At 62.2% G+C, this 14093-nt stretch carries 11 protein-coding genes; all 11 read left to right on the plus strand.

Features of this window, described 5'->3' with window-relative positions; all coding sequences use genetic code 11:
• Window positions 1-226 precede the first annotated feature (226 nt).
• Window positions 227-2800, plus strand: a complete 2574-nt coding sequence (locus MWL89_RS07085) for a molybdopterin-dependent oxidoreductase (RefSeq protein WP_244412385.1) — start codon at window positions 227-229, stop codon at window positions 2798-2800.
• A gap of 3 nt (window positions 2801-2803) precedes the next feature.
• Entirely contained in the window at window positions 2804-3607 is an 804-nt protein-coding gene (locus tag MWL89_RS07090) for a 4Fe-4S dicluster domain-containing protein (RefSeq protein ID WP_244412387.1), read from the plus strand.
• 31 nt (window positions 3608-3638) lie between these two features.
• A complete protein-coding gene (locus tag MWL89_RS07095) occupies window positions 3639-4889 on the plus strand; it encodes an MFS transporter (protein WP_244412388.1) in 1251 nt (416 codons plus the stop codon).
• A 189-nt stretch (window positions 4890-5078) separates the two neighbouring features.
• Window positions 5079-6257 (plus strand): MFS transporter, encoded by a 1179-nt coding sequence (locus MWL89_RS07100; protein ID WP_244412390.1) that lies wholly within the window; start codon window positions 5079-5081, stop codon window positions 6255-6257.
• A 176-nt stretch (window positions 6258-6433) separates the two neighbouring features.
• Window positions 6434-6751 (plus strand): hypothetical protein, encoded by a 318-nt coding sequence (locus MWL89_RS07105; RefSeq protein WP_244412392.1) that lies wholly within the window; start codon window positions 6434-6436, stop codon window positions 6749-6751.
• A 269-nt stretch (window positions 6752-7020) separates the two neighbouring features.
• Window positions 7021-7143 carry a hypothetical protein gene (locus MWL89_RS16315; protein ID WP_279611964.1) on the plus strand — a complete coding sequence of 41 codons (123 nt, stop codon included), beginning with the start codon at window positions 7021-7023 and terminating at the stop codon, window positions 7141-7143.
• Window positions 7144-7189: 46 nt separating this feature from the next.
• Window positions 7190-7546 (plus strand): DUF2200 domain-containing protein, encoded by a 357-nt coding sequence (locus tag MWL89_RS07110; protein WP_102378357.1) that lies wholly within the window; start codon window positions 7190-7192, stop codon window positions 7544-7546.
• A gap of 301 nt (window positions 7547-7847) precedes the next feature.
• Complete coding sequence (gene rpoD / locus MWL89_RS07115; RefSeq protein WP_244412591.1) at window positions 7848-9008, plus strand: RNA polymerase sigma factor RpoD; 1161 nt, start codon at window positions 7848-7850, stop codon at window positions 9006-9008.
• 10 nt (window positions 9009-9018) lie between these two features.
• Window positions 9019-11280, plus strand: coding sequence for a bifunctional 23S rRNA (guanine(2069)-N(7))-methyltransferase RlmK/23S rRNA (guanine(2445)-N(2))-methyltransferase RlmL (gene rlmKL, locus MWL89_RS07120; RefSeq protein ID WP_244412394.1), 2262 nt, complete (start codon window positions 9019-9021; stop codon window positions 11278-11280).
• 369 nt (window positions 11281-11649) lie between these two features.
• Complete coding sequence (gene amrA, locus MWL89_RS07125; RefSeq protein ID WP_244412396.1) at window positions 11650-13047, plus strand: AmmeMemoRadiSam system protein A; 1398 nt, start codon at window positions 11650-11652, stop codon at window positions 13045-13047.
• A complete protein-coding gene (amrS, locus tag MWL89_RS07130; protein WP_244412398.1) occupies window positions 13040-14020 on the plus strand; it encodes an AmmeMemoRadiSam system radical SAM enzyme in 981 nt (326 codons plus the stop codon). Before amrA ends, amrS begins: the two co-directional genes overlap by 8 nt.
• Window positions 14021-14093: the final 73 nt, after the last annotated feature.

Raw genomic sequence — 14093 nt, forward strand, 5'->3', positions numbered from 1 at the left:
GGCACGCCTTCTAGCAGCCCAAACGCGGTATTCCATTTCGGCATACGACGTATGAAAACAAGTTGTCTACCCAGAAGCAGCCCCCGCTTTTACGATGCAAGTGCATGTCAAGACGGGTTCGACGAAGCAGCCGTATCGAAACCAGCAGGGAACCACGGATGAAAGGGGAAGTGCGGTTTCGGTGTTTCGGCGGCATTCGAAACGTAAAGTAAAGGGGGTTTGGCTTATGCCGGAAAAGACAGTCTACAAATCGACTGGCATGAATTCCTTCGGCATCGGCGCGAATGTGGCCGAGGTCGACGTGAAGGACGACAAGATCGTACGCGTGCGTCCCATGCGCTACGACAAGGAGTATTCAGCCGAGTATCTGAAGCCGTGGACCATCAAGGCCCGCGGCAGCGAGTTTCATTCCACGATGAAATCGCTTCTTCCGCCGTACGCGTACGCCTATAAAAAGCGCGTGTACTCGAAGAACAGGATCCTCCATCCGTACAAGCGTGCCGATTGGGATCCGCGGGGCGAGCGCAACACCGAGAACCGCGGCAAGAGCAAGTTCGTCCGTATTTCCTGGGACGAGGCGACCGATCTCATCGCCGGAGAAATAAACCGCATTATCGACGAATACGGCTTGCCCTCCATCTTCATTCAGGGCGACGGCCACGGGGAAACTAAAGTCGTGCACGCCTCTCACGGCTGCGCTACGCGCCTCATGAACGTCCTCGGCGACGATTGGACGTACCAGGCGCGCCAGCCCGACAGCTGGGAGGGTTGGTATTGGGGTGCCAAGCACATGTGGGGCCAGGATCCGCTCGGTCAGTTCGACATGGGCAATCTCTTGCTCGATATCGCCGAGAACACCGATATGCTTATCTTCTGCGGGTGCGACATGGAAACCACCACCTGGGGCTGGCAGGGCCAGCTGCCGAGCCAGTATTGCTTCTGGTTGACCGAAATCGGCGTCAAGCAGGTATACGTGTGCCCCGATTTGAACTACGGAGCTGCAGCGCATGCTGACAAGTGGATTCCGGTGCTTCCCAATACCGATGCCGCTCTCATGGCGGCCATTGCCTACGTGTGGATGACCGAGGGGCTCTTCGACAAGGATTACGTCGATACGCACTCGATCGGCTACGATTGGTTCGAATACTACATCCTCGGCAACGAGGACGGCGAGCCGAAGACCCCCGAATGGGCGGCGCCCATCTGCGGTGTCCCGTCGCGCCAGATCAAAGCGCTCGCGCACGAATGGGCGAAGAAGCGTACGAGCATGGCGCACGGCAACGGCGGTTCGTTCATCCGCTCCTGCTACTCCCATGAGCCCGCCCGATTCGAAGTTGCGCTCATGACCATGCAGGGCCTGGGCAAGCCGGGGCGCAACGTGGTCAAGTTCATCGAATGGTACATGTACGGCCTTCCGTCGCAGCAGCCGGCCCCGTGCTATTCCAGCAACATGACCGTGGGGGCCGCGTACCGCGGATGGGACTTCGTGCAGACCAAGTCGTTTATCCCCAAGACGCTCGTGCCCAAGGCCATCATGGGCGATTACACGCCCGAGGATCCGCTGACCTGGCAGGGCTACACCGTCGCCGGCTGGCCGCGCGAGGATCAGTACAACACGTACCAGTATCCCATCCCCGGAGCCCAGGGCATCCACATGATCTGGACCGACACGCCGTGCTGGACCACGTGCTGGAATGGCGGGAACTCCATGATCGAGGCGATCCGCAGCCCGAAGATCGAATGCGTGGTCGCCCAGCATATCTGGATGGAGAACGACTGCCTGTTCGCCGACATCCTCCTGCCCATCAACACCAAGTACGAGGAGGAGGACATCGGTCAGGACAACGGCGCTGCGCCCTTCGGCCTCATCTACTACGAGGAGAAGGCCGTCGAGCCGATCGGCGAATCGAAGAGCGACTGGGAGGCCGTGGGCGAGGTTGCCAAGAAGCTCGGAGTGTACGACGAGTTCGTCGAGGGCAAGAGCGTCGACGAGTGGATCAAGATCGGCTTCGACGGAGCCGAGAAGCCGAGCGATATATCGTTCGAGGAGTTCAAGGATAAAGGCTACTTCATCGCCCCCACGCTCGACGATTGGGAGGAGCTGCCCCGTGGATTCGGGCCGTTCTGTGAAGATCCGGAAGCGCATCCTCTTTCCACGCCGACCGGAAAGGTCGAGTTCTACGCGACCGCTCTGGCCGAGCATTTCCCCGATGACGACGAGCGTCCGCCCGTACCCCACTTCATCCCGTACGGAGAGCGCCATCAGGAAAGCCTTTTGCACCCCCGCTCCGAGAAGTACCCGTTTTTGATCGTGTCGAACCATCCTCGGTGGCGCATCCATGCGAACATGGATGACATCCCCTGGTTCCGCGAGATCCCGACCTGCAAGGTGGTAGGCCCCGACGGTTACAAGTACGAGCCGGTGTGGATCAACCCCAAGGACGCCGAGAAGCGCGGGATCGAGAGCGGCGACATCGTCAAGATCCTCAACGATCGCGGATGGGTGCTCGGCGGTGCGTACGTGACCGAGCGAATCCGGGAATCGGTGGTGTACCAGGACCATGGCGCACGTCTCGATCCGATCGAGTCGGGCGTATCCGATCGCGGCGGCGCCAACAACCTCATCGCGCCGACGAAGACCACGTCGAAGAACGCCCCGGGCGAAGTGACGAGCGGATTTCTGGTGGATATCGAGAAGGTCGACGTGTTCGAGCTGGCCGAGCAGTACCCCGAAGCGTTCAACCGTCCCTACGATCCGGACGAGGGCGTTGGCATCACGAGTTGGACCGAGGAGGCGTAAACCATGAAAACATTTGTTGTCGATTTGGGAAAATGCAACGGCTGCTACGGCTGCCAGATTGCCTGCAAAGACGAAACCGTCGAAAACGACTGGATGCCCTATTCGAAACCGCAGCCGAACACGGGCCACTTCTGGCTGAAGATGCACGAGAAGATCCACGGTCAGGTGCCGAAGGTGCTTGCCGAGTACCGTCCTGCGCTGTGCAACCATTGCGACAATGCCCCCTGCATCGAAGCCGCTCCCGAGGCGGTGTACAAGCGAGCCGACGGCCTCGTCATCGTCGATCCCGAGAAAGCCAAGGACAACAAGGCCCTCGTGGACGCATGCCCTTACGGCGCGATCTATTGGAACGAGGAGCTTTCGATTCCGCAGAAGTGCACGGGCTGCGCGCATCTGGTCGACGAGGGCAAGCTTCCGCATTGCGTGGACGCCTGCGCGACCGGGGCTCTCATGTTCGGCGAAGAAGAAGATCTCGCCGATCTTATCGCCCAGTCGACGCATCGGTGGGATATCGAAGGCACGGCGCCGCGCGTCCACTATCTCAACCCGTTCGGCTTGTTCGTTTCGGGCGAGGTATGGGATCCGGCGGCCGACCTCATCATCGAGGGCGCAGCTGTGAGGTTGACCGACGAAGCCGGCGAGGTTCTCGAGACCGTAACCGACGGATTCGGCGACTTCTGGTTCAAGCACCTCGACGCGGGCACCTACACGCTCGAAATCGCATCGACGGGCTTTAAGGGCGTGCGGCGGACCATCGAGCTTACCGATAGTTTGAACATAGGGGATTTCCCGCTTGACAGGGAATAGCGATATCGATTGTGTTTCAGAAAGGGGAACAATGAGCGCTACGGATATTAAGCTGAACAGCGGTAAGAGCTGGCTGCAATTCTTCATCGTATTTCTCACGGGCGTCACCATCGCCTTCGGCATGTTCAAAGTACCCGTCAACATGCCCAATATCATGAACTTCTACGGAGTCGAGATGAGCCAGGTTGGTTTGCTCATGTCGGTTGTCGGCCTCACCTGCATCTTCACCGCCATTCCCGCAGGCGCGATCATGCAGAAGATCGGTGCCAAGAAGTTCGGCCTTATCGTCATCGCGGCAGCCATCATCGAGAATGTGATCGGAGCCTTTGCACCGACCTTCGAGGTGCTGCTCGCCACCCGCTTCCTCGAAGGCATCTCGTACGGCTGCATGACCATGGTCAGCGTCGCCATCATCACAGCGAACTTCTCCGCCGATAAGCGCGGTTTGCCCAACGGCATCTGGGTCATTTGGGTGTCCCTTGCAAACCTGCTCGTCGCTCAGCTGGCTAACGTGCTCGTACCTTCGTTCGGCTGGCAGGGCGAATGGATCGCCGCGGCGGTCATGCAGGCTGTCATGCTCGTTTTGTTCATCCTGTTCGTAAAGGATCCCGCGATAGAAGAGCCCGAGCCCGTTGCCGGCGGGAAGAAGCCGTCGGTTCTCGAAGGTTTGAAGGAACCGGCGGTGGCGCTGATGTCGCTTGCCCTCGGTTTGCTCGCCGTCGGCTGCGGCTGCTACACCGGCCTGTACCCGACCTTCCTGCAAACCGGACTCGGCTTCGATCCCACGACTGCCAACAACATCATTTCCATCTCTACGTTCGGCGGCATGGTGGGCTCGCTGCTCGTCGGCTGGGTTATCAACAAGACGGCTATTCGCAATCGCGGTATCCTGTTGGTCGTCATTGCCGTCATCAGCGCCGTCGCTTTCGCGTTGCAGTTCAGGATTCCCTCGTCCTTCGTGATCGTAACGGTGTTCGCCGTGGTCCTCTCCGCAGTGACCCAGTTCAACATGCCCGTCGGTTTTGCGATGGCACCCGACGCCATGAAGCGCCCTGAGTTTTTGGCCATGGGCCTCGGGCTCGTCATGATCGGCGCGAACGTGGGCGGCGCTCTTTCCACCTTCCTGCCCGCCAAACTCGTCGAGGATGCCGGCGGTGTATGGACCGCGTGCGATTTCCTCGTGGTCGGGTTTGCCGTGCTGGCGGCGCTGTGCGCTCTTGGAGCGACCCTGTACCAGCGCAAATACGTTCTTAAGAACAAAGACGAGTCTTCTGCAGCATAGCGGCCGTCGCTCGCGGGTGCTGAAAATAAGGTAAGCTGTTTCGCTCAACGCATCGCCGGCTTTGGTTCTGGCCGACGGCCGGCGATGCGCATGCGGACGGGTGGGGGTCAAAGCCTCACGCGGGGCCTTGGGCTTTCATTCGCGAGCGCGTATTTCTTTGGGGGAATTGTGAAAAAGGATTTCACGGAAATGAATCCGTACGTGTTGGCTATTCCTGTTTTGGCCATCGGGCTGCAGGATTCCGCCTCCGCGTGCATATCTCCGGCAATCGCTTCGATCTGCGCTACGTATCCCGAGATACCGGTCTCGATCGTGCAATTGCTGGTTACGTTGCCGAGCATCGCGTGCTGCATCGTTTCGATTCTGTACGGCTGGCTTTCGGTGCGGGTGAACCCGCGAACGTTGGTTATCGGCGGACTTGTCCTGTTCGTCGTGGGAGGCATGGCGCCGATGTTCCTCACGTCGTTCGAGGCTATTCTCGCGTGCCGTGTGGTTTTGGGGATGGGCGCCGGGTTGACGCTTCCCGCATGCGACTCTATTATTCCCCGCCTTTACAAGGGCCGTCTGCGCGAGAATATGATGGGATGGAACATGACCGTCGGCGCGATCGGCTGTACGGTGATGATCTTCATAGGCGGCCAGTTTGCCGTTCAAGATTGGCATCTGAGCTTTCTGGGCTACGGCGTCGGCCTGATATCGCTTGCGCTGGTGTTGCTGCTCTTGCCGCGCATTCCGATGGTTAAAGACGACAAAGGGGGAAAGCCGACGTTGTCGGTGGTCATGTCGGGAATCAAATGGCTCGCTTGGGCCGAGATCGCCGTGTACTTCATCGGCAATATGTTTGCCACGCTGGTGACGTCCAACCTGTCGCTGTACGTTGAGGGCACGGGGATCGGCACGGCGGCGGACACGGGATTGGCCCTGTCGATCCAGATGATCGGTGCCGCGTTCGGCGCGTTCTTCTACGGATGGCTCAAGCAGCGGCTCAGGTATTTCGTGATTCCGGCATCGTGGCTGCTTATGGCTGCCGGGTTCTTCGCGGTATCGCATGCGGGCTCGCTTTTGGGCGTGTATGCGGGCATGGTGGTTGCGGGCATGGGAGTGGGCATCGTGTGGCCCGCGTACTGCATTCGCATCACCGAGCTGTGCAAGCCGGCCTCGCAGGCTATGGCGATTGCGGCGGCGGGTGCGCTGCAGGGCTTCGGGAACTTCTTCAACCCTATCGTCGGGGCTTGGTGCGTAGCTCTTCTCGGTATAGGCTACGGCGCCGATCTGATCGTGGTTTCGGCTGTAGCGCTTACGGCGATAGGGGTGCTCGTGCTTGCGGCGTCGATCGCCCTTCGGCGGCGAGTTCGCGTCGGGGGATAGGAAAGGCGCTACGGGCGAAGCGACTTGCGCTTCGGCGCGGCGACTCGCCGAAGCGCGCTCGGCCCGTTGCCCGCTGGGGTCGCATGCTTGCTTTCGGCTCAACGGTTTTGTTCGACTTTGTTCAACCATGCGCTGCCACTGCGCTTGAAGTGGCTCTAACGAGAAAGGAAAGAATCATGTGCTTTAGACCGCCTACTGCCCAAATGGATGAAAATGCAACGGCGGGCGCTCCCGGTGCGCCCGCTGCACCGGGAGTCCCTGGTGTTCCCGCTGCCCCAGGTGCACCCGGCGCGCCGTCGGCACCCGCTGCGCCTGGCGGCCCGAAGGTGCCCTCTGCGCCAAGTGCGGCCAAACCCGATGACGGCGAGGGCAGCAGCGCCGACTTCATGGGCGACGCCCCCGGTGCCAAGGTGCAGTCGTGCGTTCCCACGCTGAAGGTGCAGTCTTCCGGAACGAAGAAGAAGCCCTTCGTTCCGCCGGTGCCCGGCAAATAAAAACGCATATCGGCACGTTCGTGCGAAGCGATGGCACGCTGGTCCGCCCCGTTGGACATGGGTTCCGGGGCGGGCTGTTTTTTGGCCGCGAATCGGCTGGCGGGCGTTATGCTGAGCGATCAGCCGGGCCGATTCGGGATCGGGCCGGCTCAGGGCATCGACGCGCGTTCTGCGTGCGTAGCAAATCGGGAACAGATGCGCTTTCGGAGTGCGCGAACCGACGCGTGCGTTTACCATGGCAAGGTCGGCAATCGGTGAGGCGGTGCGCTATGAGGCAATCCAAAGGCGCAATACGATTCCCTTACAGCGAGTCTGTCGACTACGATTTGATCGCGGACATCACGGCGTGGCGCATCGCGACCATCGAAGGCAGCGTTCGGGCGGGGGACTGACGGCGGATTTCCTTCCGTTCGGCGAAAGAGCAAGGGAGTTCGGAATATGGCAAGCGCAAAACCGCGGATCTACACCATGATCTTCGCAAGCGTGTATCCGCTCTACGTCCGGAAGGCCGAAAGAAAGGGTCGTACCCGCGAAGAGGTCGACGAGATCATACGGTGGCTTACCGGTTACGACGAAGCGGGGCTGCGAGCGTGCATCGACAGCGGTGTCGATTTCGAGACGTTCTTCGCCGGCGCCCCGCGCATCAACCCGAACGCCTCGAAAATCACCGGAACCGTATGCGGCGTGCGTGTCGAAGATATCGAGGATGAGCTCACGCAGCGGATTCGCTGGCTCGATAAGCTGGTTGACGAGCTGGCGAGGGGCAAGGCGATGGATAAGATCTTGAGGGGTTGATCGGGGTAAACTTTTCTTTGGGCATCTCGCTTTGAGGCGACGGGCTGAGGCTCGCGGAGATTTTCGGACAAGCTCTCTCCGCTTGATTTTGCAATTTCCGCTCTTTTCAACGAACGAGAATAGCTCTTCTAGCCTGGCAATTTTTGTGGTATATTAATTCGCTGAATCTTTGCGCCCAAAAACAGGTTACTTCCGTTTGGGCAACACGTTGATCGGAAAGGAAGACTACGTGGCTCCAGCCTCTAAGAACATCTCCTCTGCAGAAGACCCCATCAGCGAGAATACCGAAATCGAAGAAGATATGATCGAGGACGACGACCTCGACGTCGAACCCGACGCCGATTCGGTCATCGACGATTCGTCGGTCTCCGATTCTCTCGACGACGATAAGATCGATACGAACTTCACCGACGACGAGCTGCTCGAGGACATCCCCGAAGACGAGCTCAAAGCAACGGTTGAGATACCGCTTCCGAAAGTGGGCGGCAAGAGCAAGGTAAAATCGCGCAAGCGCTCCACCGATACATCGGTGACCATGCTGACGGGCGATCCCGTGCGCATGTACCTCAAGGAAATCGGCAAAGTGCCGCTTCTGACCGCCGCCGAGGAGATCGACCTCGCCATGAAGATGGAGGCCGGCATCGAGGCGACCGAGCAGCTCGAAAAAGCCGAGGACGAGGGCATCGAGCTCGAACGCCGCGAACGCCGCCGCCTGACCCGCATCGAGCAGGTCGGCCTCGACGCGAAGCAGCAGATCGTCGAAGCGAACCTTCGCCTCGTCGTTTCCATCGCGAAGCGCTACGTGGGCCGCGGCATGCTGTTCTTGGATCTCATCCAGGAAGGCAATCTCGGCCTCATCCGCGCGGTCGAGAAGTTCGACTACACCAAGGGTTTCAAGTTCTCCACCTACGCTACCTGGTGGATTCGCCAGGCCATCACGCGTGCAATCGCCGATCAGGCCCGCACGATCCGCATCCCGGTGCATATGGTCGAGACCATCAACAAGCTTGTCCGCATCCAGCGCCAGCTTCTCCAGGAGCTCGGTCGCGAACCCACCCCCGAGGAAATCGGCAAGGAGATGGGTCTTCCCGCCGAACGCGTTCGCGAGATCCAGAAGATCTCGCAGGAGCCGGTATCGCTCGAGACGCCCATCGGCGAAGAGGAAGACAGCCAGCTCGGCGATTTCATCGAAGACGATGCCGCCGTGGTGCCGCCCGATGCCGCCAGCTTCTCGATGCTGCAAGAGCAGCTTTCCAAGGTGCTCGACGGATTGGCGGAGCGCGAGCGCAAGGTGATCTCTCTGCGCTTCGGCCTCGAGGACGGGCATCCGCGCACACTCGAGGAAGTGGGCCGCGAATTCGGCGTCACCCGCGAGCGTATCCGTCAGATCGAGAGCAAGACGCTTGCGAAGCTGCGCCATCCGTCCCGCTCGTCCAAACTGAAAGACTACCTGGAAGACTAGAACGGATAACGTGGAAACCTACGAGTTTTTCGCACGGTGCGCGAGTGGCTTCGAATCGCTGCTCGCATCCGAACTGAAGAATCTGAAAGCACAGCGCGTACGTCCCCTTAAAGGGGGCGTTGCGTTTTTCGGCACGGTACGCGACGCGTATCGCGCCTGCCTGTGGTCGCGCGTCGCATCGCGCGTTCTGCTCGTGCTCGCCCGTGTCGATGCACGCGACGCCGATGCGCTCTACGCAGGCGTGAAGGATATCGATTGGGCGGCGCATGCGGGAGAGGGCGGAACCATCGCCGTGTACGCGCACGGCATGAACGACAGCCTGCGCAACACCCAGTTCACCGCCGTCAAGGTGAAAGATGCCGTGTGCGACCGTCTGCGCGAGGAGCGCGGGCAGCGCCCCGACGTGCAGCCGAAGCGCCCCGACGTCGCCATCGACGTTGCCGTGCGCAGCGAAAAGGCGACGATCGCGCTCGATCTGTCGGGCGAGCCGCTCCATCGGCGCGGCTACCGCAAGGAAAGCGTGCAGACCGACGCTCCGCTCAAGGAGACGCTGGCGGCGGGCATCGTGCTCGCTGCGGGATGGAGAAAGATCGCCCGGGGCGGCGGGATGTTCATCGACCCCATGTGCGGATCGGGCACGCTCGCCATCGAAGCCGCTATGATCGCCGCCGACATGGCACCGGGCATCATGCGCGACTACTGGGGGTTTTCCGGTTGGCAGGGCCATGACGAAGCGGTGTGGAACGCGCTTCTCGACGAGGCCGACGAACGGTTGGCGATGGGGCTTGGGAGCATGCCGCGCATCGTCGGGGGAGATATCGACGAGGCGAGCGTTGCCATCGCGCACGAGAACGCGAAGCGCGCGGGGCTTGCCGACACCGTGGAGTTTCGCGTTGCCGATGCCGCCCGGCTCGGCGGATGGCTGGGGCAGGGCGGGCGCGCGGGCGCAGACGCTGCAGCGCCGATGGGCGACGGCAGAGCGCTCGGCCTCGTGGCGGTCAATCCGCCCTACGGCGAGCGGCTTTCGTCAGAGGCCCAGCTGCCTGCCGTGTACGCCGCCCTTTCCGAGGGTGTGAGCGCGGTACCCGACGGCTGGACGCTCGCCGTCATCACGCCCGACGCTTCCATCGATACGGCGCTCGGGCTTGCGCCTACCGAGGCTGCGCCACTCTACAACGGCCGCATCGAAACCTCGTTGCGCATCTACGAAACGGCTCCCTCGACGCGCATCGAGCTTCCCGTCGTCTCGCTTGCCGGCGACGAGCGGTCGGTTACCGTGGCCGAAAAGAACAGCGATCAGTTCGCAGCGCGGTTTCGCAAAGTCGCGAAGGAGCGCATGAAGTGGGCCCGCAGAAACGACGTGCTCTGTTTCAGGCTCTACGACGCCGACCTGCCCGATTATGCGGTTGCGATCGACCTGTACGGGGGTGCGGGCCGCTCGTCGGGCGAGCGGTTCGTGCACATTTCGGAATACGAGGCGCCTTCGTCGGTTGATGCCGAGCGGGCGCAGCGGCGCTATCGCGACGTGCTCGCCATCGTGCCCGCGGTGCTCGGCATCGACGCATCGCACGTGTTCTCGAAGACCCGTCGGCGCGATAAGGGCGGCGGGCAGTACCGCGACATGCGCGGTCGTTCCCGCGTGGCCTGGACGGGGGAGTCGGGCTACGTCTTCGAAATCGATCTCGGCGGCTACCTCGACACGGGCATCTTTCTCGATCATCGCATGACGCGCGAGCTCGTAGGCTCGATGGCCGAGGGCGCGCGGTTTCTCAACCTGTTCGCCTACACGGGAACCGTCACGGTCCATGCGGCGGGCGGCGGTGCGGCGAGCACCGTAACGGTCGACCTCTCGCAAACCTACCTTTCGTGGGCTGAGCGCAACATGAAACTCAACGGGTTTTCGGGGCGCAACCATCGGTTCGTGCGCTCTGACGTGGTGCGGTGGATAACGGAGGAGCGGGCGAGCAAGCGGCGCTACGACCTCATCTTCGTCGATCCGCCGACGTTCTCGAACTCGAAGGCGATGGGCAAGGATACCTGGTCGGTGCAGCGCGACCACGCCGAATTGCTCATCGGGGTTTCGCGACTGCTCGCCCGAGGCGGCAAAGCCGTGTTCTCATGCAACCTCCGCTCGTTTAAACCCGATACCGAGACACTCGAGCGCTACGGCGTGCGGCTCACCGACATCACGGCCGATACGATCCCCGAGGACTTCGCGCGCAATCCCAAGATCCACAGGTGCTACCTCGTGGAGCGCATCGAGACTTCGTAGCGACGCGGGAGGCCTTCTCTCGTTCGCTGCGCCGGGTGCGCCAACCGTTCTTGTCCGTCTTCGTTTGCTGCGCACTGTCTTGCCTCCGCAAGCCGCCCGCCCTGTCCGCCAACCGCCCCGCAAGCCGCCTGTCTTGTCCGCCAACCGCCTCTGTGCGAGGATTTTCGGGATGTCGGCGAAGCATGGATTCTTGCGACCTGCGGATATGCGAGCAAGTTGCCTTCGTCATGCGTCTGATCCCTCGCACGAAGGCGGTTGGCGGACACGGCTTGCGCCCGTATGCTCGGCCGTTGCCGAGGCGATGCTGTACGCGCGGCGGGCATGCGCGGTACAATCGAAGCGACACAGCATCGGACGAAGGAGGCCGTCATGTCGCTTGTAGCCGCGTACGTCGTTCCGCATCCCCCGCTTGCCGTTCCCGAAGTGGGCAGGGGGAGCGAGTCGGGGATCGCCGCTACCTTGGCCGGGTATCGCGAGGTCGCGCGCCGCATCGAAGAGATAGCTCCCGAAACGATCCTGATCGTAAGCCCCCATAGCGCCTACTACGCCGATTGGATCTACCTCGGCGCGGGCGACGGCGCTGCGGGATCCCTTTCTCAATTCGGGGCATCTGAGGTCTCCTTCGCGTTGCAGTACGACGAGGCGTTTCGCGATGCGCTCGCCGCGTGCGCCGATGCTGCGGGCTTACCGGCGGGATGCGTTTCAGAACGCGCCCGCGAGCTCGACCACGGCGTGCTTGTTCCCCTGTACTACCTCGAACAGCGTTATCCGTCCGAGAACTACCGTGCGGTCTCGATCGGCGGCTCGGGAGTTGCCCGCGAAGAGCTGCTCGCGTTCGGTCGGTGCATGGCGAAGACGGCGGCCGACCTCGATCGCAAGGCGGTTCTGCTCGTGAGCGGCGACTTGTCCCATAAGCTCAAGGCCGACGGCCCCTACGGGTTCGATCCGGCCGCCCCGCGCTTCGACGAGGCGTTTGCGGCCGTGGTCGAATCGGGCGATCCAGCCGGATTCGCCGATCTCGATCCTTCGATGTGCGAAGACGCCGCCGAGTGCGGGCTTTCGGGATTCATCATGCTGGCCGGTGCGCTTGGCGAAGCGCAAGCCGGGGGCGCGGCGTTCTCGTCCGAGCTGCTGTCGTACGAGGGGCCGTTCGGTGTCGGGTACGGTGTTGCGGCATTCGAGCCGACCGGCGAAAAGCAGGCTGCGGCAAACGGCGAGGAGACCGCGCGCGGGGTTGCAGACGCCTCGGATGCCGATCACCTTGTCGCGCTTGCGCGGGCGACCGTCGAGCAGTACGTGCGCACTAAAAGCGTGCCAACGGCGCCGACGCTGCCGAGTAGCTTGCCCGAGCGGGCGGCGTGCTTCGTTTCCATCCACACCGCGAGCACCGGCGAGCTGCGCGGGTGCATCGGCACCATCGAACCTGTGCAACCGACGCTTGCCGACGAGGTAATCGAGAACGCCGTCTCGGCCTCGACCCGCGACCCGCGTTTTCCCGCCATAGCGCCCTGCGAGCTCGACGATCTCTCCATCAGCGTCGATGTGCTCTTTCCGCCCGAACCCGCTACGGTGGCCGACCTCGATGAGAGGCGTTACGGCGTCATCGTCACGCAGGGGTTCAAGCGCGGGCTTCTGCTTCCCGATCTCGAGGGGGTCGATACGGTCGAGGAGCAGATCAGGATCGCGTGCATGAAGGCGGGCATCGATCCGCGCGGCGGGTTCGATCGCATCGACATCGAGCGGTTCGAGGTCGTGCGCCATGAGTGAGCGAAGCGGCATGTCGCATAGCGGCCGGTTCGCCGGCGCGCCCGAATGCGGCAGCGAGACGCGGGGGGCAGACGCTTTCGGCACGGCCCTCGTTCCCGAAACGCTGCTCGAAGCGCAGGGCGCGCGCGACCCGATCGTGTGCACCGTATGCCCCCACGAATGCCGATTGCGCGAAGGATCGTTCGGCGTGTGCGGCACGAGAACCGTATCGGCGGGGCGCATCGTTTCTTTGAGCTACGGGCAGGCTACGGCTCTCGCGCTCGATCCGATAGAGAAAAAGCCCCTGGCGCGCTTTCATCCGGGTTCGCTCGTCCTCTCGTATGGAAGCTTCGGGTGCAACCTGCGCTGCCCGTTTTGCCAGAACAGCGATATTTCGATGGCCGATGCCGAGGGCAGGGCCGCAAGCGGCGCCCGCTTCGTGTCTCCCGAAGCACTTGTGGCGCATGCGCTCGATCTGCGCGACCGCGGCAACATCGGCATCGCCTACACGTACAACGAGCCCTTGATCGCGCCCGAGTACCTTTTGGATTGCGCCGCGCTTGCCCGCGAGGCGGGGCTCGCGAACGTTGCGGTGACGAACGGGTACATCTCGGCGGATGCGTGGGATGCCGCCCTGCGCTGCCTCGATGCGGTCAACATCGATCTGAAATGCTACTCCGAGGAGGGCTATCGTTCGCTCGGTGCGCCCGGGGGGCTTGCCGTCGTCAAACGCTCGATCGAGGCTGCTGTTGCAGCCGGTGCGCACGTGGAGGTCACGACGCTCGTGGTTCCCGGCTTGTCCGACGACGAAGAGCTGTTCGAGCGGGAATGCGCATGGCTCGCCTCGATCGACCCGTCCATCCCGCTGCACCTCTCGCGGTTCTTCCCGACGTACCGCATGGCCGATGCTCAGCCGACGTCGCGCGAGCTGCTCGAGCGGTTCCGCCGCATCGCGGAAGCGTCGCTTGCGCACGTGTATCTGGGCAACGTGTAGCCGGGATCCGAGCTGTTCGCAGCCGCAAAGCTCGTCGGAAACCGAGGGCATCGGCTTCCGGAAGGTCGGGTTG

Source organism: Raoultibacter timonensis (assembly GCF_022845715.1).
Classification (GTDB): Bacteria; Actinomycetota; Coriobacteriia; order Coriobacteriales; family Eggerthellaceae; genus Raoultibacter; species Raoultibacter timonensis.

Excerpts from the sequence above, each read along its gene's own strand:
- rpoD (WP_244412591.1), top strand. The coding sequence starts at position 7,848 with ATGATCGAGGACGACGACCTCGACGTCGAACCCGACGCCGATTCGGTC.
- MWL89_RS07095 (WP_244412388.1), top strand. The coding sequence starts at position 3,639 with ATGAGCGCTACGGATATTAAGCTGAACAGCGGTAAGAGCTGGCTGCAA.
- amrS (WP_244412398.1), top strand. The coding sequence starts at position 13,040 with ATGAGTGAGCGAAGCGGCATGTCGCATAGCGGCCGGTTCGCCGGCGCG.
- amrA (WP_244412396.1), top strand. The coding sequence starts at position 11,650 with ATGTCGCTTGTAGCCGCGTACGTCGTTCCGCATCCCCCGCTTGCCGTT.
- MWL89_RS16315 (WP_279611964.1), top strand. The coding sequence starts at position 7,021 with ATGAGGCAATCCAAAGGCGCAATACGATTCCCTTACAGCGAGTCTGTC.
- MWL89_RS07100 (WP_244412390.1), top strand. The coding sequence starts at position 5,079 with ATGAATCCGTACGTGTTGGCTATTCCTGTTTTGGCCATCGGGCTGCAG.
- MWL89_RS07085 (WP_244412385.1), top strand. The coding sequence starts at position 227 with ATGCCGGAAAAGACAGTCTACAAATCGACTGGCATGAATTCCTTCGGC.
- MWL89_RS07110 (WP_102378357.1), top strand. The coding sequence starts at position 7,190 with ATGGCAAGCGCAAAACCGCGGATCTACACCATGATCTTCGCAAGCGTG.
- MWL89_RS07090 (WP_244412387.1), top strand. The coding sequence starts at position 2,804 with ATGAAAACATTTGTTGTCGATTTGGGAAAATGCAACGGCTGCTACGGC.
- MWL89_RS07105 (WP_244412392.1), top strand. The coding sequence starts at position 6,434 with ATGTGCTTTAGACCGCCTACTGCCCAAATGGATGAAAATGCAACGGCG.